The organism is Solirubrobacter ginsenosidimutans, assembly GCF_027587205.1.
Genome location: NZ_JAPDOD010000066.1, coordinates 24,843 through 44,717 on the forward strand (window position 1 = coordinate 24,843; position 19,875 = coordinate 44,717).

At 71.0% G+C, this 19,875-nt stretch carries 21 protein-coding genes; 16 read left to right on the forward strand and 5 right to left on the reverse strand.

What is annotated here, in order from left to right:
* Positions 1-15: 15 nt before the first annotated feature.
* From OM076_RS39595 to OM076_RS39605, 3 genes are read right to left on the reverse strand one after another with little or no spacing between them, the layout of a single operon-like run.
* A complete protein-coding gene (locus OM076_RS39595) occupies positions 16-534 on the reverse strand; it encodes an OsmC family protein (protein WP_270045719.1) in 519 nt (172 codons plus the stop codon).
* Entirely contained in the window at positions 516-1,433 is a 918-nt protein-coding gene (locus tag OM076_RS39600) for a bifunctional helix-turn-helix transcriptional regulator/GNAT family N-acetyltransferase (protein WP_270045720.1), read from the reverse strand. Before OM076_RS39600 ends, OM076_RS39595 begins: the two co-directional genes overlap by 19 nt.
* Before the next feature lie 34 nt (positions 1,434-1,467).
* Entirely contained in the window at positions 1,468-2,040 is a 573-nt protein-coding gene (locus OM076_RS39605) for a DUF2231 domain-containing protein (protein ID WP_270045721.1), read from the reverse strand.
* Positions 2,041-2,065: 25 nt separating this feature from the next.
* Between OM076_RS39605 and OM076_RS39610 the strand changes: the two genes are divergently transcribed.
* On the forward strand, positions 2,066-2,422 hold the full coding sequence (locus OM076_RS39610) for a VOC family protein (protein WP_270045722.1): 357 nt from the start codon (positions 2,066-2,068) through the stop codon (positions 2,420-2,422).
* A 61-nt stretch (positions 2,423-2,483) separates the two neighbouring features.
* On the opposite strand, the gene OM076_RS39615 is transcribed toward OM076_RS39610, so the two are convergent.
* Complete coding sequence (locus OM076_RS39615; protein ID WP_270045723.1) at positions 2,484-3,305, reverse strand: M28 family metallopeptidase; 822 nt, start codon at positions 3,303-3,305, stop codon at positions 2,484-2,486.
* Between the two features lie 47 nt (positions 3,306-3,352).
* On the opposite strand from OM076_RS39615, the gene efp reads away from it, so the two are divergent.
* The 9 genes from efp (at position 3,353) to OM076_RS39660 (ending at position 11,936) form a co-directional block, all read left to right on the forward strand.
* Positions 3,353-3,913 carry an elongation factor P gene (gene efp / locus OM076_RS39620; RefSeq protein ID WP_270045724.1) on the forward strand — a complete coding sequence of 187 codons (561 nt, stop codon included), beginning with the start codon at positions 3,353-3,355 and terminating at the stop codon, positions 3,911-3,913.
* Between the two features lie 33 nt (positions 3,914-3,946).
* The gene (locus tag OM076_RS39625) at positions 3,947-5,104 is read left to right on the forward strand and encodes an MptA/MptB family glycosyltransferase (RefSeq protein WP_270045725.1); all 1,158 of its coding nucleotides are present in this window, start codon (positions 3,947-3,949) and stop codon (positions 5,102-5,104) included.
* Between the two features lie 24 nt (positions 5,105-5,128).
* A complete protein-coding gene (gene nusB, locus OM076_RS39630) occupies positions 5,129-5,524 on the forward strand; it encodes a transcription antitermination factor NusB (protein WP_270045726.1) in 396 nt (131 codons plus the stop codon).
* A 28-nt stretch (positions 5,525-5,552) separates the two neighbouring features.
* On the forward strand, positions 5,553-5,762 hold the full coding sequence (locus OM076_RS39635; protein ID WP_270045727.1) for a hypothetical protein: 210 nt from the start codon (positions 5,553-5,555) through the stop codon (positions 5,760-5,762).
* A gap of 20 nt (positions 5,763-5,782) precedes the next feature.
* Positions 5,783-6,643 carry a polyprenyl synthetase family protein gene (locus OM076_RS39640; RefSeq protein WP_270045728.1) on the forward strand — a complete coding sequence of 287 codons (861 nt, stop codon included), beginning with the start codon at positions 5,783-5,785 and terminating at the stop codon, positions 6,641-6,643.
* Positions 6,640-8,562 (forward strand): 1-deoxy-D-xylulose-5-phosphate synthase, encoded by a 1,923-nt coding sequence (gene dxs / locus OM076_RS39645; protein ID WP_270045729.1) that lies wholly within the window; start codon positions 6,640-6,642, stop codon positions 8,560-8,562. The genes OM076_RS39640 and dxs overlap by 4 nt, the downstream gene beginning before the upstream one ends.
* A 220-nt stretch (positions 8,563-8,782) precedes the next feature.
* Positions 8,783-10,087 (forward strand): cupredoxin domain-containing protein, encoded by a 1,305-nt coding sequence (locus OM076_RS39650; protein WP_270045730.1) that lies wholly within the window; start codon positions 8,783-8,785, stop codon positions 10,085-10,087.
* Positions 10,088-10,164: 77 nt separating this feature from the next.
* Complete coding sequence (locus OM076_RS39655) at positions 10,165-11,010, forward strand: cupredoxin domain-containing protein (RefSeq protein WP_270045731.1); 846 nt, start codon at positions 10,165-10,167, stop codon at positions 11,008-11,010.
* Positions 11,007-11,936, forward strand: coding sequence for a cupredoxin domain-containing protein (locus tag OM076_RS39660; protein ID WP_270045732.1), 930 nt, complete (start codon positions 11,007-11,009; stop codon positions 11,934-11,936). Before OM076_RS39655 ends, OM076_RS39660 begins: the two co-directional genes overlap by 4 nt.
* On the opposite strand, the gene OM076_RS39665 is transcribed toward OM076_RS39660, so the two are convergent.
* On the reverse strand, positions 11,933-12,904 hold the full coding sequence (locus tag OM076_RS39665) for a hypothetical protein (protein ID WP_270045733.1): 972 nt from the start codon (positions 12,902-12,904) through the stop codon (positions 11,933-11,935). The two genes, OM076_RS39660 and OM076_RS39665, sit on opposite strands and share 4 nt — an antisense overlap.
* A gap of 63 nt (positions 12,905-12,967) precedes the next feature.
* On the opposite strand from OM076_RS39665, the gene OM076_RS39670 reads away from it, so the two are divergent.
* The 6 genes from OM076_RS39670 to OM076_RS39695 all read left to right on the forward strand — a co-directional run bounded on the left by OM076_RS39670 (position 12,968) and on the right by OM076_RS39695 (position 19,795).
* Positions 12,968-13,741 carry a TlyA family RNA methyltransferase gene (locus OM076_RS39670; protein ID WP_270045734.1) on the forward strand — a complete coding sequence of 258 codons (774 nt, stop codon included), beginning with the start codon at positions 12,968-12,970 and terminating at the stop codon, positions 13,739-13,741.
* A complete protein-coding gene (locus OM076_RS39675; RefSeq protein WP_270045735.1) occupies positions 13,738-14,586 on the forward strand; it encodes an NAD(+)/NADH kinase in 849 nt (282 codons plus the stop codon). The genes OM076_RS39670 and OM076_RS39675 overlap by 4 nt, the downstream gene beginning before the upstream one ends.
* Positions 14,587-14,755: 169 nt before the next feature.
* Positions 14,756-16,420 carry a DNA repair protein RecN gene (gene recN / locus OM076_RS39680; protein ID WP_270045736.1) on the forward strand — a complete coding sequence of 555 codons (1,665 nt, stop codon included), beginning with the start codon at positions 14,756-14,758 and terminating at the stop codon, positions 16,418-16,420.
* A gap of 59 nt (positions 16,421-16,479) precedes the next feature.
* Positions 16,480-18,153: a CTP synthase gene (gene pyrG, locus OM076_RS39685; protein WP_270045737.1), complete on the forward strand. Its 1,674-nt coding sequence runs from the start codon at positions 16,480-16,482 to the stop codon at positions 18,151-18,153.
* Positions 18,150-19,256, forward strand: a complete 1,107-nt coding sequence (locus OM076_RS39690; protein WP_270045738.1) for a M20/M25/M40 family metallo-hydrolase — start codon at positions 18,150-18,152, stop codon at positions 19,254-19,256. The genes pyrG and OM076_RS39690 overlap by 4 nt, the downstream gene beginning before the upstream one ends.
* Positions 19,253-19,795 (forward strand): NUDIX domain-containing protein, encoded by a 543-nt coding sequence (locus tag OM076_RS39695; RefSeq protein WP_270045739.1) that lies wholly within the window; start codon positions 19,253-19,255, stop codon positions 19,793-19,795. The genes OM076_RS39690 and OM076_RS39695 overlap by 4 nt, the downstream gene beginning before the upstream one ends.
* The last annotated feature ends 80 nt before the right edge of the window (positions 19,796-19,875 follow it).

A 19,875-nucleotide genomic window follows, 5' to 3' on the forward strand; every position in this document is an offset into this window, starting at 1 on the left:
GGGCCCCCGGTCGTTCTAGACCGCCGCGCCTGAGCGCTCGAGCTTGACGTCGAGCTTCGGGCCGCGGGAGAGCGTCTGCAGCACGACGCAGTAGCGTTCGGTGAGCTTGAGCAGCGAGGCCAGCTGCTCGTCGTCGGCGTCCGTGTCGAGCTCGAAGCTCAGGCGGATGTCGGAGAAGCCGACCGGCGCCTCGCGATCGACGGCGAGCGTGCCGCGGAAGTCCAGGTCGCCCTCGGCGTGCACGCGCCCGCCGTCGACCTGGATGCCGAGGCTCGTGCTCACCGCCCCGAGCGTCACGCCCGCGCAGGCGACGAGCGCCTCGAGCAGCATGTCGCCCGAGCACAACAGGGTGCCGTCACCGCCGGTGGCCGGATGCAGGCCCGCGTTGGCGATCGCCCGCCCGGTGTCGACCGAGCAGGAGATCCCCTCCCCGAGCGTGCCCGCGGCCTTCAGCGTGATCAGCGCCTTGTCCGGGTCGGTCTTGTACGACTCCTTCAGCGGCGCCTGCAGCGCCCTCAGTGCGTCTCGGTCCATGGTTGGAGGGTAAGGGACCAGGTCTGCTCGGTGAGGTCGTGGCCGAACGCGTGGTGCGGCGCCTCGCTGTGCAGCGTGAAGCCCGCCCGCTCATAGATGTGGCGCGCGGCGTGCAGGATGTCGTTGGTCCATAGCGTCACGGTGCGGTAGCGCTGCCGGCGCGCGTGTTCGATCACCGCGTTTACGAGGCGGGTGCCGAGGCCGAGTCCGCGCGCGTGCGGCTCGACCAGCAGCGTGCGGAGCTTCGCGTTGGCGGGGGTGTCGTGGACGCACAGCACGGCTCCGGCTCTTTGGCCGTCGACTTCGGCGACCCACGCGCGGTCGTGCTCCGGGTCGAATGCGGCCGCGATCCCGGCCACCATTCGCTCGAACGAGCCGTCCCAGCCGTATTCGGTCGCGTACAGGACGCCGTGGCGCTCCACGAGCCAGCCGAGGTCGCCGATCCGCAGGTCGCGGAGGCGCACGTCGCGGGTCGGGGTGGGCTCGATCGCTTCCCGGAGCTTCTGGATGGCCGCGAGCGCGCCCTCGGGGTCGGGGAGCGCGTCGAGCAGCGCGCCGACCTCCTCGCGGGAGCCCTGGTCGAGCCGTGCGAAGGCCGCCTCGCCCTCGCCGGTGAGCTCGACCTGCTGGCGGCGAGCGTCGGCGGGGGAGGCCGTTCGGTGGATCAGACCTTGTTCTTGGAGGCGCTTGACGAGCCGGCTCAGCTGCCCCGCGTCGATCGCGAGCGCGTCCTTGAGCGCGGAGGTCTCGAGGACGCCGTGGGCGCCGAGCTCATAGAGCACGCGGGCCTCGGCGAGCGGGTGGTCGGTCTTGTGGAGCCCGTGGCGGGTCATGCCGAGGCGGGTGGTGTAGAAGCGGTTGAAGTCCCGGAGCGCGGCGATCTGTTCGGGGTCGGCCATATCGTTGACAGTGTCAACTATGTCGTTGACCTTGTCAACGAACGCGCAGCTGGTCGTCGCCCCAGGCGAGCTTGGCGCCGAGGTGGCCCGTGCGGATCACGAAGACGATCGCGGTCAGGGCGAACAGCACCGCCAGCACGCGCAGCGCGATCCGCACCGCGGTGGGTGCGCGTTTGGCGAACAGCATCCCCACGACCAGCGCGGTCAGGATCACCATCGCCAGCCGCACCGTGATCCCCGCGTCCGCGTGGTCGTGCAGCGTCGGATCATTGACCAGTTCCGGGAAGTCCCGCAGGCGCTCCTTCCGGAACGCCTCACCGGCGCCGACCGCGAGCAGGGTCGCCGCCAGCGTCACGACCGAGAACGCGGCCACGAGCACTCCGAACCGGTCGAACCACCGCGCATTGAACGCGAGCGCGAGCACGGCCAGTCCGAGGATCGGCACGAACACCACGGGCACGTGGATGATCAGCGGATGGGCGGGGAGCCCGAACGCTTCGCGGATCTCGACGGGCCAGAGCGCGAGCGAGACCACCGCCGCCACCGCGACGATCGCCTCCCACGGCGGGCGTTGTGTGGAGCTGCCGGGGACGGAGGCTGAAGCCATCGGCCGAACCGTAGTGTCCCGGGGCATGCACGGTCATCTCGCGCACTTCGCCTTCAACGCCGACGACGTCTCCGCAAGCCGTTCGTTCTATGAGCAGCTCTTCGGCTGGACGTTCGAAAACCCCTACCCAGGGTTCTTCCGTACGTCAAGTGCGGGTCCGGCGATCGGGGCGGTCCAGGGCCGGCGCGGGCTGCTGGACGAGCGCACGAACGGGCCGGAGGTGACGTTCGCGGTCGACGATCTCGCCGCGGCGCTGTCGGCCGTCGCGGCAGGCGGCGGGGCGGTCCTGATGCCGGCGACGGCGATCGACGGCGTCGGCGAGCTCGCCTTCGTCACCGATCCGGGCGGCAACGTGCTCGGGCTGATGTGCTTCGACGACTAGGGGTGCCGGGTTTGGGTTCCGCCCACCGATACTTAGACGGGGCACCCCCCGCCGCGAGCCGTCAATCCCAGGTGCGCAGCAGCGGCCAGACGATCTTCAACACGCGCGTGAACGCGCCGCGCTCGAGCCGGTCAGGGGTGTCGCACGCCGTGTGGCGGCACGGCTCGTCCACCACGCCGAGCTTGGCGGCGGGCGCGCCCGCGCGGGCGAGCTCGCGATGGTCGGAGTTTCCCTCACCCACCGGGTCCTCGACCCACCGGACCGCGTCGCCGCCCGCAGCCAGGATCCGCCGCTCGACGTTCTCGCGTGGGGCGGAGGCGGTCGAGTGCAGGTCGAATTTCGTCCCCCGGCCGACCTCGTCGAGCGAGAGCGCCACGCGGACGTCTTGGATGCGACTCGTCCGTTTCAGGCGCGCGGTCAGCGCACTCGCTCCGAGATGGTCCGGCTGCCCCGTGTAGGGCCGCTCCTCCGCTCCCGTCGCGACCAGCCACACGTCGCACGCGGGCTCCGGGCCGGTCGCGAGTGCGCGGGCGAGCGCGACCAGCGTCCCGACGCCCGACGCGTTGTCATCCGCCCCCGGGGCCGGCGGGACGGTGTCCGTGTGCGCCATCGCGATCACGAGGCAGTCGCTCGCCGCGTCCCGGATCCCGATCACGTCGCGCGACGGACCCTTGCCGGGAACCGTGAACCGCTCATAGCCCACGCGGAGCCCGACGGCGCGGAACCGCGCCGCGACGCGCTGGTGGGCCACCCGCTCGGCCTTCGAGCCCGCCGGCCGCGGTCCCTGGCGCGCGAGCGAGACCGCGAAGCGGTGCGCTTCAGTCGGTGAGGGAGCTGGCGCTGCAGCGAAAGCGCAGCAGGCGGCGAGCATCGGCACGAGCACACCCACGAGCGTAAAAGACGCCGCCGGGGTACCCTGAGCTACCGCACATGATCTCCACGAATCAGTTCAAGAACGGCAATCACATCGAGGTCGAAGGCACCGTCTTCAAGATCATCGAGTTCCAGCACGTCAAGCCGGGCAAGGGCGGGGCGTTCGTGCGCACCAAGCTGCGCCGGACGACCGATGGAAACGTGATCGACCGCACCTTCCGCGCCGGGGAGAAGTTCCGCCCCATCCACACGGAGGCGCGCAAGATGCAGTTCCTCTATGCCGACGGCACCGACGCGCACTTCATGGACGAGGAGTCCTATGAGCAGATCGCGCTGCCCGAGGAGACGATGGCCGAGCCGCTGAAGTGGGTCAAGCCGAACGAGACCGTCGACATGCTCTACATCGACGGCAACCCGGCGGACATCCAGCTGGGCGCGTCGGTTGAGCTGGAGGTCACACACACCGAGCCGGGCGTCCGTGGCGACACGGCGAGCGGTGGTGGCAACAAGCCCGCGACGCTGGAGACCGGCGCGACCGTGAACGTTCCCCTGTTCGTGAACATCGGGGACCGGATCAAGGTCGACACGCGCTCCGGGTCGTACATGTCACGCGCCTAAAGCGCTCAGTTTCCTGAGCCGATACGGATCCCGATGGGGATCCGAGCAACCAACCGGGCGGCGCTGGCCTTTGCCTGCGCCGTCGCGCTGCTGGTTCTCGGCTCACGCCACGTCTTCTGGGGCGACTACTTCGTCGAGGCCTGGCCCGCGTATTTCGGGCTGCGCACCGACGGCGTCGACACGTTCCTGCGCCTGGTGCCCGCCTACAGCGGCTTCGTGACGCTGATCGGCGCGCCCACCACGTTCCTGCACCTGGGTCTGGACTGGACCTTCCGCCTCAACGCGATCCCCGGGCTCGTCGCGCTCGCCGGGCTGGGCGTCGCGCTGCACGTCCGCGAGCGCACTCACGCGCTGCTCGCGCTCGTGCTCACCGCCGGCTCCCCGGTTGCCTACCTCGCGCTCGACGCGGGTCATCCGGAGGACCTGCTCGCCGCCGCGGCCGCGGTCGCGGGTGTGCTCGCCGCCGTCAGGCAGAAGGCCACGCTCTCCGCGGCATTGCTCACCGTCGCCGTGCTGGCCAAGCAGACCGCCGTGCTCGCTCTCCTGCCGGCGGCGCTCGCACTTCCCAAGCCGAAGCTCCGCGTGCTCGTCGCTCCCGTCGCGGCCGCGCTGCTGATCTACGGCGGCGTCCAGCTCCTGCGCCCCGGCGGCACGTCCAACCTCGCCGCCCAGGTGGGTGCGCACGCCGGCTCGTTCTTTCATCCCTGGCAGGTCTGGTGGCCGTTCGGCGTCCCGTCGGACCCGGTGTGGGAGGCCGCCGGCCACGGCGCGACGACCTCGCCCGCCTGGCTGGTCCCGATCCCGCACCCGCTGATCCTCGCGCTCGCACTCCCGCTGAGCCTGTTGTGGTGGTGGCGCGCCGGGAAGCAACGCCCCCGCGAGGACGCGCTCGCGCTCTTCGCCCTGCTCGCGCTGGAGCGCTGCATGCTCGACCCCTGGAACCTCGGCTACTACCACCTGCCGCTGGTGCTCGCCCTGGTGGCGTGGGAGACCGAGAAGCGCCGCCCGCCGGTGATCGCGCTCGCCACCACCGGCGCCATCTGGCTGACCTTCAGGACGCTGGAGCTGCGCACCGGCATGGCGCCGATGCTCATGTACCTCGCGTGGACCCTGCCGCTGGGCGGGATGCTCGTCCGCCAGCTGTTCGCAAACGGCGCGCACGCACGGCGACTGGTTCCCGCCTTCGCCTGAGGGGTGAGCTAGGCTCAGCCGCCGATGCGCAGGTCCGACCAGCGGCGCGCGGCTGTCTTCGCGCTCTACCAGCACGATCTCACCCGCCGCCCCCTCGATGATGTCTTCGAACGCGACGCCGGGACGTTCACGCGGGCACTCGCCCACGCGACCGCGGACAATGCGGAGGAGCTCGACGTCTACATCGAGCGCCACGCGAAGAACTGGTCGATCGACCGCATCGCGCCGCTGGAGAAGGCGATCCTGCGCACGGCGCTGCTGGAGATGCTGCACCCCGACCTGATCGAAGGCGACAAGCCGATCCCGCCCGAGGGCGCGATCGACGAGGCGGTCGAGACCGCCAAGGCCTTCTGCGGCGCCGAAGCCCCGGGCTTCGTCAACGGGATCCTCGCCGCCGTGCTGCGCGCAGGCGCGGTGTAGCCGACGCCCCTGCAAGAATCCTCCGCCGATGCCGCCGGAACCCCTTGAGCGCCTGATCGAGCGCCTCGAGCGCGCCGCCGTCACGCTGCGCGCGGGCGAGCTGCCCGCCGACCGTGCCGCGGCGCTCGTCGAAGAGTGCGCGCGCCTCGCGATCGAGGCCGGCGCGGAGCTCGATCGCCAGGTCCGGGCCGCGGACGCGGAGCCCGTCCCGGCGGGTCAGCTCGCGCTCGGGTCCTGACGTTGGGCTTCCCGGATCACTTGCGCATCGACATCGAGGCCTACCTCGATGGTCTGCGCTTCAGCGTCGAGCCGGCGACGGCGGGCCTGGAGGAGGCGATGCGCTACTCGCTGCTCGCGGGCGGGAAGCGGATCCGGCCCGTCCTGGCGCTCGCGACCGCCCACGCGATCGGGATGCAGACCGAGGCCGTGCTCCCACTCGCGGGCGCGCTGGAACTCATCCACACCTACTCGTTGATCCACGATGATCTGCCGGCGATGGACGACGACTCGCTGCGGCGCGGCCGGCCGACGTGCCACGTCCGCTACGGCGAGGCGATCGCCATCCTGGCCGGGGACGCGCTCTACGCCGAGGCGATCCGGCTGGTGCTCGCCGAGCAGCGCGGGGACCCCGCGCGGATCATCGCCTGCCTCGCCGAGTTGACGGCGGCCTCGGGTGTCCAGGGCATGGTCGGCGGCCAGTACATCGACGTGTCCGGCGTCGTCGAGGAGGACGGCGCGGAGCTGCGCCGGCTGCACGAACTCAAGACCGGCCGCCTGATCGGCGCGGCCATCGAGTGCGTCCTGCTGCTCGCCGACGAACACACCCGCTCGACTACACTCCCAGACTTCCGTGCGTTCGCCACTGAGCTCGGGGTCCTGTTTCAGATCGTCGACGACATCCTCGACGTGACGGGTACGGACGTCGCACTCGGGAAGCCGCAAGGAAGCGACGAGCGGCACGGCAAAGTGACCTACGTGAGCCGCTACGGGCTCGAAGGGGCCCGCGCCATGGCCGCCGAATCGCACCGCAACGCCCGCGCCGCGCTCGACCGCGCCGCCTCGGGCAAAGCGCTAGAGCTGGCCCAGATCACCGACTTCATCGCCACCCGGACTTCATGACAAAACTGCTCTCTCGGATCGACCGCCCCCAAGACCTGCACGCGCTCTCCGAGGATGAGCTGCAGACGGTCGCGCAGGAGGTCCGGGAGCTGCTGATCGACACTGTGGGGGAGATCGGCGGCCACTTCGGCGCCAACTTGGGCACGTGCGAGATCGCCGTGGCCGTCCACTCGCTGATCGATTCGCCGCGCGACAAGGTCCTGTGGGACGTCGGCCATCAGGCCTATCCGCACAAGGTGCTCACCGGCCGCCGCGACGAGCTGGGCACGATCCGCCGCTATGGCGGCCTCGCGCCGTTCTGCTCGATCGCCGAGTCCGAGCACGACATCATGGGCGCGGGTCACGCTTCGACGTCGATCGGCTACGCGGTCGGCATCAAGGAAGCGATGCTGCGCGGCGGGGCCGAGGACGGAAAGGTCGTCGCCGTGATCGGCGACGGCGCGATGACCGGCGGCGTCGCGTTCGAAGCGGTCTCGCAGGCGGGCGGCCTTGGCACGCCGATGGTCGTGATCCTCAACGACAACGGCATGTCGATCGCGCCCAACGTCGGCGCGCTGTCGCGGTACATGAACCGCGTCCGGCTCGATCCGGGTCTCTGGGAGGCGCGCGAGGGCGTCGAGGAGAAGCTCACCAAGCTGCCCGCCGGCATCGGCGCCGCGTTCGAGCGTCTCGGCCCGCGCTTCAAGGAGTCCGTGAAGGCGTTCTGGGCCCCGGGCCTGTGGTGGGAGGAGCTCGACTGGGCCTACCTCGGCGTCATCGACGGTCACGACGTGCGCGCGATGCGCCGCGCGCTGCGGACCGCCTTCGAAGCCGAGCGTCCCGTCGTCATCCACTGCGCCACGGTCAAGGGCAAGGGCTTCGCGCCGGCCGAGAACGGCGGCCTGGAGGGCATGGAGAAGTGGCATGCCGCCAAGCCGAAGTCGATTGCGTCGCGCCGTCCCGCGCCGTCGCGTCCTTCCTCGCCGGCTCCGCCCCAGTACACGCAGGTCTTCGGCGACGCGATGGTGCGCGAGTGCGAGCGCGACCCCCGGGTGATCGGCATCACCGCCGCGATGAACTCGGGCACCGGGCTGTCGATCCTGCAGAAGGCGATGCCCGAGCGCTACTTCGACGTCGGCATCGCCGAGCAGCAGGCGATCCTGTTCGCCGCCGGCGCGGCCCTGACCGGCATGCGCCCGGTCGCCGCGATCTACTCCACCTTCCTGCAGCGCGCGTTCGACCAGATCGTGCATGACGTCTGCCTGCAGAACCTGCCGGTGACGTTCTGCATGGACCGCGCCGGTCTCGTGGGCGACGACGGCCCGACGCATCACGGCGTCTTCGACATCGCCTACCTGCGCGCGCTGCCCCACATGACGCTGATGGCGCCGCGCGACGAGGCGATGCTCGTGCACATGCTGCACACCGCGCTGCACATCGACGGCCCGGCTGCCTTGCGTTACCCGCGCGGGGCGGGTGAGGGCGTCGAGCTGCCTTCAACCCCGGTGCTGATTCCCGTCGGGACCGGCGAGATCCTGCGCGAGGGCGAGCGGGTGGCGCTGGTCGGCTACGGCTCCGGCGTGGGCAAGGCGCTGGGCGCCGCGGATCTTCTGGCCGAGCGCGGCGTGGACGTGACCGTGGCCGACGCCCGGTTCGCCAAGCCGTTGGATGCGCCGCTGCTGGCGGCGCTGGCGGCTGAACACGAGCTGCTCGTGACCATCGAAGAGGGTGTGCTGGCCGGTGGGTTCGGCAGCGCCGTCTGGGAGTCGCTTTCGGATGAGGGCGCCCTGGCGCCGCGCATCCTGCGAGTCGGACTGCCCGATCGCTACGTCACCCACGGCGCTCCGGCGCTGCTGCACGAAGAGGTCGGATTCACGGCCGAGCGCATCGCCGAGCGCGTCGAGGCCGCCGTCCTCGACCCCCGCGGTTCCTTCGCCTAACGGCGTTTAGACATCTCAACGCTAGGCCGCTTGAACGGCGGCCTCCTGCGTTGCGTATGACCACGCGGACATCATTCTCCGAGGGGGACGCGTGAGATTTAGGAAGCGGTATTTGCCATGGCTGGCGTGCGTTGCCATGGGCGGGATCGGTGTACCCGCAATCGCGGCGGCGGCGGGTGGTGAGCCTGGATCGGGTGCGCAGGCTGCACCCGGACAGATCATGGCCTTCGACTTCGGGTTCAATAACCCGGCGACCGATGACAACACCGTCACGATCAACGCCGGCGAGACGGTGACGTTCAGCTACCCGAACGGCGGGAGCTTCCACAACGTCGACTTCGACTCTGCGCAGCCGACATCGTGCACGCAGACCGCCGGCGCGAACGTCGGCACTGTGCCGCCGCTCCCGGGCTTGCCGTCGCCCCAGGGCTGGGCGGGCACCTGCCGGTTCAACACGCCGGGCACGTACACGTTCGTGTGTGACGCGCACGGGTTCATGACGGGCACGGTCACGGTCGTGGGTGGGACGCCGACTCCTACGCCGACGCCGACTCCCACGCCGACTCCCACGCCCACGCCGACTCCCACGCCGACCCCGACGCCGACGCCGACTCCCACGCCGACGCCGACTCCCACGCCGACGCCGACCCCCACGCCGACGCCGACGCCGACTCCCACGCCGACGCCGACGCCGACTCCCACGCCGACACCGACCCCGACGCCGACGCCGACTCCGACGCCGACTCCCACGCCGACGCCGACCCCGACGCCGACTCCCACGCCGACGCCGACTCCCACTCCGACGCCGACGCCGACGCCGACCCCGACGCCGACGCCCACGCCGACGCCGACGCCCACGCCGACGCCGACGCCCACCCCGACGCCGACGCCGACGCCGACGCCGACGCCGACCCCGACGCCGACGCCGACCCCGACTCCCACGCCGACGCCGACTCCCACGCCCACGGCCACGCCGACGGCCACGCCCACGCCGACGCCGACGCCGACGCCGACTCCCACGCCCACGGCGACGCCGACGGCCACGCCCACGGCGACCCCGACTCCGTCGCCCACCGCGACCCCGACCCCCGGCGGCCCGACCGTGCCGAGCACGCCTTCCGGCTCGGTTGCGCCGACGCTGTCGCTCGACCTCACGGCGAACGCCAACCTGGGCGCCTTCATCCCGGGCATCGGACGCGACTACGAGACGTCCGTCGCGGCCACGGTCACGAGCTCCGCAGGCGATGCCGTATTGACGGTCGCCGATCCGAGCCCGACCACGACCGGTCGCCTCGTCAACGGCACGTTCTCCCTCGCGCAGCCGGTGATGGCGCGAGCCAACCAGGGCGTGTTCGCCCCGATCACGGGCACGAACACCCCGCTCACGCTGCTGACCTACGCCGGCCCCGTGAGCGCCAGCCCGGTGACCATCGGGCTCAAGCAGACCGTCGGTGCGAACGAATCGCTCCGAACGGGCACCTACGCGAAGACACTGACGTTCACGCTGTCGACGACGACGCCCTGACCTGACGCATTGACCCCGGCCCCGCGGCATGACGCCGCGGGGCCGGTCTCTTTTCCGGTCCCACCAGGGAGAACACGTTGAAGCTCAAGACTTTGCTGACCGCGGCGCTCGTCGCGTCGGCATTCGCGCCCGCGGCCGCCTCGGCCGCGCCCCCGCTCACTGCCGACTACACGGCTACTGACATCTCTGGCACGAACCATCAGTGGTACGTGACCGGGACCACCACCACCGCGACGACGATCGCCACCGGCGGCTCGGTCACGTTCAACTACGTGACGGGGAATCCGGCGACGACCCGCCACAGCGTCGCCTTCACGGCGGCGGCGATGCCGACCGCCTGCACGCCCGCGCTGGGTGCCACCTACGGCTTTCCCACGCCGCCGGCCCGCGCGCCGTGGGTGACCACGTGCCGGTTCGACACGCCCGGGACCTACTCGTTCGTGTGCCAGATCCACTCGACGATGCGCGGCACGGTCACGGTCGCCCCCGACAGCGTGGGCGCGCCGGTCACCGGTTCCGTCCCTGCGACGTTGGCGCTGGGCATCGCCAGCTCCACGAATCTCGGGCAGTTCCGACTCGGCGTGGCGGCGGAGTACACCGCGACGATGCCCGCGACCGTGACGAGCAGCGCAGGCGATGCCACCCTCACCGTCAACGACCCCGGCCCGCTCGCGCCCGGCCACCTGGTCAACGGCACGAACGTCATGGCGCAGCCGCTGCAGGTCAAGGCCACCAACGCGGCCAACCCGGCGACGACGTTCGCCGCCGTGGAGACCCCGATCACGCTGCTCACGTGGCCCGGCCCGGTCGCCAATGACGCCGTGGTCGTGTCGTTCAAGCAGCCGATCGCGGTGACGGACCCGCTCCGCAGCGGCACCTACGCCAAGACACTGCTCTTCACGCTCTCCACAACGAGCCCATGAGACGCCTCATCGCGGGCATCGTGCTGGCTGCCGCGCTCGTGGCCATCCCTGCGCTGGCATCGGCAGACCCCCAGGCCCCAGGCGTGATGGTGGCGTTCGACTACGGCTTCAACAACCCGGCGAACAACACCAGCACCGTCACGATCAACGCGGGCGAGACCGTCTCCTTCAGCTACCCCGACGGCGGCAGCTTCCACAATGTCGAGTTCGACGCCGGGGAGCCGGACTCGTGCACCCCGGTCCTGCCGGCCGATCCGTCCCCAACCGGGTGGCAGGCGACCTGCCGCTTCAACACGCCCGGGAACTACACGTTCGTGTGCGGGGCCCACGCCTTCATGACCGGCACGGTCGTGGTGCAGGGCGCGGCGACCCCGACCCCAACGGCGACGGCGACAGCGACCGCCACCGCGACGGCAACCGCCACAGCGACGGCCACCGCCACGGCGACGGCCACCGCGACGCCGACGGCGACCGCCACGGCGACGCCCACCGCGCCCGCGACGGCCTCCGCCACTGCCACTTCGACCGCGACGCCGACGCCGACCGCCACGGCCACCACGACCTCCGAGGCGACCGCCGCCCCCGTCGCCACGACCGCGCCACAGCCCGTCACGATCCAACCCTCACCCGCCGCGAGCGCCGTCAAGCTCGCCGCAAGCCAGAAAGGTCAGGCTGTCAAGGGCTCACTCACCGTCGCGGCCGCCAACTCGCGCCTGAAGGTCGAAGTCCTCCGCGGCAAGACCGTCGCGGCGACCTCGACCAAGACCGTCAAACCGGGCAACGCCCCGTTCAGCCTCACGCTCAACAGCGCCGCCAAGAAGGCCCTCAAGCACGCCGGCAAGCTCAAGCTGACGGTGAAGATCACCGTCACCTCCGCGAGCGGCACGCCGTTCACGGTGACCAAGACGGTGACGCTGAAGCGCTAGTCCATCCGGATGACGCGGTGCACGAACGACCTCCGCACGGAAGCCGCGGTTGCACCGCAGTCACCGAACCACTTGTCGCGCGATCCCCGCCACCATTCGCCGGCGCCCAGCGCCTCGATCATCGGCGAGTTGGTGCAGCGCGGCTTGTGCTTCTTGTTGCCGGCCATGTGGCCGAGCTCGTGCAGCACGACGCTCTCGAGATCGACCTGGTCGAGTGCCGGATAGCCCGGGCCGGCGTTCCAGTTCTCGCTCGCGTTGAGCGCGAGATCGCTCTCGACCACGCGACCGTGCTTGACGTAGTCGGTCTGCACGCCGAGGACGTCCGCGTCGACCGAGGAGGAGAAGCCTGCGACGTTGAAGCCGTCGTGGACGCCCGCCTTGGCGCTGGTCCAGCGCAGCGCTTTCAGGCCCCAGCGAGCGGCGGCGGTCTTCGCGACCGCCTTGAAGCGCGTGCCTGAGACCGTGCCGGGAAAGCCGGCGGAGGAGAGGTAGAAGCTCTTGACGCCCTTGTGGCCGAACTTGGGGAAGAGCGATCCGCGGCCCCGGTCGGCGTAGGGCAGCGTGACGTCGAGCTCCTGCACGGGCCCGATCGGCTCCTCGGCCCCGGTGGCGGCGTCGCCGGTGAGATACGCCTGCCAGTAGTAGTGCCCCGGGCGCTGGCGCAGCACGGAGTCGGCGGGCACGGACCAGACGGCGAGGTCCGCCAGCGCCTGCGCGGCCTTCTCGTCGAGCCAGGTCCCTTCGGGACCGGTCAGCAGCCCGTCGGCGTCCACCTCGTCATGTCCCGAGACACGCACGGTGACCGCTCCATCGGGCGCGGTGGTGCGAACGGCGAAGGTCAGCGGGGCACCGCGCGAGACCGAGGCGGTCGGGGCGGCGTAGTCGAGCGGCGGCAGCGGCGGAGTCTGGGCCGAAGCGCCCGCCGGCATCACGAGCAGCACGAGGAGCGTGGCGAGGACGGGACGCATCACACCCACCCATCGGCGACCCGCGGCGTGAGCTTGAGCCCTCGCCCGGTACCGTTTGTGCCCGTGGCCCGCGTGCGCCTGGATTCCCTGTTGGCGGAGCGCGGGCTGTATGAGTCGCGCACCCGCGCTGCCGCCGCGGTCATCGCCGGGCAGGTTCATCTCGGTCCTGGCCGCCGCCGGGCGGAGAAGCCGGGCCAGCTGGTCGATGCCGAGATCGAGCTCGAGGTCGAAGGCCCGCCGCCCTACGTATCCCGCGGTGGCGTCAAGCTCGCCAACGCGCTCGACACGCTCGGTCTCGACGTCACGGCACGGCAAGCGCTCGACGTCGGCGCCTCCACCGGCGGCTTCACGGATTGCCTGCTCCAGCGGGGCGCTGCGCATGTCATCGCGCTGGACGTGGCCTACGGCGAGCTCGACTATCGCCTCCGCGGGGATGAGCGCGTGACCGTGATCGAGCGCGCCAACGCCCGCGCCATCACGCCCGACGAGCTCCCGTACCGCCCGGATCTCGTCGTCATCGACGTCTCTTTCATCTCGCTGCGCAAGGTCCTGCCCGCGGTCCTCGGCGCCACCGCCGATCCGTTCGACTGCCTCGCGATGGTCAAGCCGCAGTTCGAGGTCGGGCGCGACCGGATCGGCAAGGGCGGCGTGGTCAAGGATCCGGACCTGCGCCTGGAGGTCGTCAACGACGTCGCACAGGCCGCTCGCGAGCTGGGCGCCGCGGTCATGGGCAGCGCGCCGTCCGCCCTCGCGGGGCCGTCCGGGAACCGCGAGACGTTCCTGTGGCTCGCCGAAGGCACCCGCGCGGGCGCGATCGCGGAAGTGCAGGCGTGGTGAGCGTCGCCGCCGTCATCACCCACCGCCGCCCCGGCGAGACGACGGAGGCCGTCCGCACGCTGATCGAGATCGCGCGCTCCCGCCGCGTCACGCTCCATTTCACCGAGGACGAGGCCGCCAAGCACGGGATCGAGCTCGCCCCGTTCCTCGAGATCGTCCCCGAGCTCGGGGATGCGGTCGACCTCTGCATCGTCCTCGGCGGAGACGGCACGATCCTGACGGCGCTGCGGCGCTACGCCGGCACCGGCGTTCCGGTCTTCGCGGTCAATTACGGCGAGGTCGGCTTCCTGGCCACGATCGATCCCAACGGGCTCGCGGAGGATTTCGCCCGCGCGTTCGCCGGCGAGTTCGACACCATCGAGCTGCCGACGATCTCGGTCGGACGCCCCGACGGCACCTGGAGCGCCCTCAACGACATCTCCGTGCACCGCAAGGCGGGCCTGCGCGTCGCGGATCTCGCCTACGCGCTCGCGGGGGAGGAGATCGGCCGCGTGCGCTGCGACGGGCTCGTGATCTCCACGCCGCAGGGCTCGACCGGCTACAACCTCGCCAACGGCGGGCCGGTCCTCGCGTGGGGGGTGAAGGGCTATGTCGTGTCATTCATCGCTCCGCATTCTTTGACGGCTCGATCATTGGTCGTCGCTCCGGACGACGAACTGACAATCAACAACGCATCTCGCGAAGAAGCCGTGGAAGTCCACGTCGACGGCCGCCCGACGCTCGAGCTCAAACCCGGCGAGGACATCCACATCGAGTTCGGCCAGAGCTACGGCACGCTCGCCCAGATCCCGGGCGCGTCCTTCTATCACCGCCTGCGCGAGCGCTTCGGCCGGCTCGCCCGCTAGCGCTCGCGGATCTTGCGCGACCCGCCGGCGATTGCGTCTCGGCCGCCGGCCGGCAGGCCAGACAAAAGCCGCGCGCATTGCGTCGACACTGTGTCGTCTTCGTATTAATTCCCGCGCTCGTTCGGAGAACGCGCTCGATCCGTCGGGACCCACTGGTAGACCCCATGTCGTGCTCCACGAACTCCGCGTCGAGAACCTCCTGCTCATCGAACGGGCCGAGCTGTGCCTCGGTCCGGGCTTGAACGTCCTCACGGGAGAGACCGGGGCGGGCAAGACCGTGCTCGCGCACGCGCTGGATCTGCTGCTCGGCGGCAAGCCGCGCTCGGGGATCGTCAGGCCTGGGGCGGCGGAAGCGTACGTGGAGGGCGTGTTCTCCCTTCCCGACGAGGTGCGCGAGGCCTTGGGGGAACGCTTGGCCGAGGACGCGGAGGAGCTCGTCCTCGCGCGCCGCGTCAGCGCCGAAGGGCGCACGCGGGCCTACCTCGGCGGCCGGAGCGCGACCGCTGCCGACCTACGCGACGCAGGCACCGCGCTGCTGTCGTTCTACGGCCAGCACGAGCATCGCAAGCTGATGCTGGCGTCGTCGCAGCTCGAGATCTTGGACGGGTTCGCCGGGCCGCCGCAGGCCGCCCGCCGCGAGGCGTTCCGGGAGGCCTACCAGCGCGAGCGCGGCCTGTTCGCGCGACTCAACGAGCTGCGCGAGCGAGCGGGCGCGCGCGACCGCGAGCTGGACCTGCTCGAGTGGGAGCTCCAGGAGATCGACCGGGCCGACCCTAGCGAGGAGGAAGAGGCCGCGCTGGAGGCCGAGCGCGGGCGCCTGCGTCATGTCGAGGCGCTGCGCTCCGCCGCGGGCGCCGGCGTCGGCGCGCTCGCCGGCGGTGAGGAGGACGGCGGAGGCGCCTCGCTCGCACTCGCCGCGGCGGCGCACACGCTGGAGGCGGCGGGTGGGGTGGACGGCGAGCTCGACGCGCTGGCCGCTCGGGTGCGGGCCCTGTCCCTCGAAGCCGAGGACCTGGTGCATGAACTCCATCGCTATGCGGAGGGGATCGACGCGGCGCCCGGTCGGTTGGACGAGGTCGAGGAGCGGCTCGCGTTGCTTGATCGCCTCAAGCGCAAGCACGGCGGCACGATCGCCGCGGTGCTCGAGCACGCCGCCGCCTGCCGCGCGAGGCACGCTGAACTGGTGGGCGTCGAGGAGGCGATCGAGGAGGCTGAGCGCGCGCTCGAAGTCGCGCGGGCGGAGCTCGCCGATCGTGCGAGGCAGTTGCGCAAGGCCCGCGAGAAGGCGGGTGTCGCGCTGGCGAAGGCCGTCGTCGAGCGCCTCGGGGCGCTGGCGATGGACGGCGCGGAGTTCACGGCCGCGCTCGCGCCGCGAGAGGAGTTCGGGCCGACCGGCGGCGACGAGATCGAGTTCCTGATCGCGCCGAACCCCGGCGTACCTGCGGGTCCGCTGCGCGAGACCGCGTCCGGCGGCGAGCTGTCCCGGGTGATGCTCGCACTGATGGGCGCCGCCGCCGAGGCGGGCCCGGGCACGCTGGTGTTCGACGAGGTCGACGCCGGCATCGGCGGCCAGACCGCCCGCGCCGTCGGCGAGCAGCTGCGCACGCTCGCGGCAGGGCGCCAGGTCATCTGCATCACGCACCTTCCGCAGATCGCGTCGCTCGCCGACCGCCACTTCACGATCGTCAAGGACACATCGGGCGAGACCGCCCGGACCACCGTCACCGAGCTCCGCAAGGGCGACGTGGTGGGCGAGCTGGTGCGGATGCTGGGCGCCGACCGCGAGGACGCCGCGGCTCGCCGTCACGCGAAAGAACTACTGAAAGCAGCCTGATGACTGGTCGCCGCCGGATGCCGCTCTATCCTCACTGGGGAGAGCTTCAAGGAGAACGCATGCCCGAATCCAGGCCACGAACCCGTTACATCTTCGTCACTGGGGGAGTGGTCTCTTCTCTCGGGAAGGGCATCGCCGCCGCCTCCATCGGTCGAATCCTCGTCTCACGCGGCCTGAAGGTCGCGCTGCAGAAGTTCGATCCGTACATCAACATCGATCCCGGGACGATGTCGCCGTTCCAGCACGGAGAGGTGTTCGTCACCGAGGACGGGGCGGAGACCGATCTCGATCTCGGCCACTACGAGCGCTACACCGACGCGAACACGTCGCGGGCGTCGAACGTCACGGCCGGCGCGGTCTACAACTCGGTCATTCGCAAGGAGCGCCGGGGTGACTACCTCGGCGGCACGGTGCAGGTCGTCCCGCACATCACCGACGAGATCAAGCACCGGATCCGGCTGATCGGCGAGACGCAGGACGTCGACGTCGTCATCACCGAGATCGGCGGCACGGTCGGCGACATCGAGTCGCTGCCGTTCCTGGAGGCGATCCGCCAGTTCCCCGTGGACGTCGGGCGCCGCAACGTCATGTTCATCCACCTGACGCTCGTGCCCTACATCGGCCACGCGGGTGAGCTCAAGACGAAGCCGACGCAGCACTCCGTGAACGAGCTGCGCCGCATCGGTATCGCGCCGGACATGATCATCGCGCGCTCCGAGGGCGGTCTGCCGCAGGACGTGCGCAAGAAGATCGCGCTGTTCGCCTCGCTGCCCGGCGAGGCGATCGTCTCCGGTCGCGACGTCGACAACATCTACAAGATCCCGCTCTACTACCGCGCCGAAGGCGTGGACGACTTCATCCTCGAGCACTTCGGTCTCGAGGCCGCCGAGCCCGAGCTCAGCGGGTGGGAGAAACTCGTCCGCGGCGCCACCGAGGCGCAGAGCGCCCCGCCGGTGAAGATCGCGCTGGTCGGCAAGTACGTCCAGCTCGAGGACGCGTACCTGTCCGTCGTGGAAGCGCTGCGCCATTCGGGCTTCCAGCACGGCCGCGGGATCGAGATCGACTGGGTGGACTCCGAGACGCTGGACGACGGCGAGGTCCGCGCGCGCCTGCACGGCGCGGACGGGATCCTGATCCCGGGCGGTTTCGGCGTGCGTGGCATCGAGGGCAAGATCACAGCGGCGCGGATCGCGCGCGAACAGAAGATCCCGTTCCTCGGGATCTGCCTCGGGATGCAGATGGCGGTCGCGGACTTCGCGCGCCACGTCGTCGGGATGGACGGCGCGAACTCGACCGAGTTCGACCCCGAGACGCCCTACCCGGTGATCGACCTGCTGCCCGAGCAGAAGGAAGTCGCGGACATGGGCGGCACGATGCGTTTGGGCGCGGACCCGATCAAGCTGCACCCGAACACGCGGGCGCGCGAGATCTACGGCGAGGCGGTCATCTACGAGCGCCACCGCCACCGTTACGAGGTCAACAACTTCCTGCGCAAGCGGATCGAGGCGGCCGGGCTCGTGTGCTCGGGAACGTCGCCGGACGAGCGTCTGGTCGAGATCATCGAGATCCCCGACCACCCGTTCTTCGTCGCGTCCCAGTACCACCCGGAGTTCAAGTCCCGGCCGGAGCGCCCGGCACCGCTGTTCCGCGACTTCGTGGAGGCGGCGCTGGAGCGGGCGAAGGCGCAGCGGCCCGAAGAGGTCGCCGCCGAAGAGCCGGCCGCCGCTCGGTGAGGCCGGCCAGCGAGTCGGAGAAGACCAGGCAGGGAGAGCTCTTCGCGGAGCTCTGCCGCATCCCCAGCCCCTCGTGGGAGGAGGCGGCGTGCGCCGAGCGCGTCACCCGTGAGCTGCGCGGGATGGGGCTCGAGGTCGAGGCCGACGAGGCGGGCAACCTGCTGGCGCGCGTCAGCGGGCGGTCGGAACGGACCGTCCTGCTGTGCGCGCACCTGGATACGGTGCCGCCGGTCGCGCCGATCGAGCCGGTGCTCGTCGACGACGGCTGGGAGAACGCGAACGCCGGCATCCTCGGCGCGGACAACAAGTCCGCGGTGGCGATGATCCTGGCCCTGGCGCGCCGCTGCAGCGTCGAAGGGTCGCCGGTCGGCCTCGAACTGCTCTTCACCGTCGCGGAGGAGGTCGGCCTCCAGGGGGCCAAGCGCTTCGACGCGGCGCAGTTGCGCTCCGAGTTCGGGTACGTCTTCGACCACGCGACCGCGATTGGCGAGCTCGTCACCGCCTCACCCACGCTGTACCGCGTCGAGGCCGAGTTCCACGGCAAGTCCGCCCACGCCGGGCTGCGCCCCGAGGCCGGCCATTCAGCCATCCTCGCCGCCGCCCACGCCGCGGTCGCGATGCCCCACGCGCGCATCGACGAGCAGACGACCGCCAACATCGGTTACTTCCACGGCGGCGTCGAGTCGACCAACGTCGTTCCGGAGCGTGCTCGCCTGTTCGCCGAGGTCCGCTCGGTCGATGCCGACAAGGCCGACGAGGTGCTGGCGGCGATGATCGACGCGCTCCAGGACGGCGCCAGCCACGGCGAGTGCGACGTCGACGTGATCACCGAGAAGCAGGTCGTCGGCTACCGCTCCAAGCCGTCGTCGCCGGCCGTCGTCGCCGCTGAGGCGGCGCTCCGCGCGCACGGCTACGAGCCCAAGCGCATCGCCACCGGCGGCGCTTCGGACGCGAACGTGCTCGAAGCGGCCGGCATCCCCACGATCAACGTGGCCAACGGCACCGAGCACAACCACGAGCCGACCGAGCGCGTCTCGGTCGCCGCCCTGGACTCGATGCTCGACGTCGCGTTCACCCTCCTCGACGAAGCGGCGGTGGCATGAGTTCCGAGTTCGAGCGCCTTGGCACGGAGAGCCTGTTCGACGGCAAGTTCATCGCCGTGCGGCGTGACACGTTCCGCCACGAGGACGGCGAGATCGTCCACCGCGAGCTCGTGTCGCACCCCGGCGCGGTCGGCATCGTGGTCCTCGACGACGACGAGCGGCTGTGGTTCGTGCGCCAGCCGCGCGAGGCGATCGGGCTCCCGGACATGCTCGAGATTCCCGCCGGCAAGCTCGACGTCGAGGGCGAGAACCCCGTCGAGGCCGCCCGCCGCGAACTCGCCGAGGAGATCGGCAAGCAGGCCGCCCACTGGGATTCGCTCGGCGCCTTCTACACCTCGCCGGGCTTCGCGGACGAGATCATCCATCTCTTCCTCGCGACGGGCATCTCCGACGTCGACGAGCGTCCTGTGCTCGAAGAGAACGAGCGCATCGACATCGAACTGCGCCCGCTCTCGGACCTGGACGCGATCCTCGACGAGACGATGGACTCAAAGACGCTGATCGCGCTCTACCGCTTGAAGGACCGCCTCCGCGCCTAGCGCCGCCTCTGGCCCGCGCCCGAGCCGCAGGCCGGCGCCGCGCCAGGCCCGCGCCGCGCACCGCCCCGCGCCGCCCACCG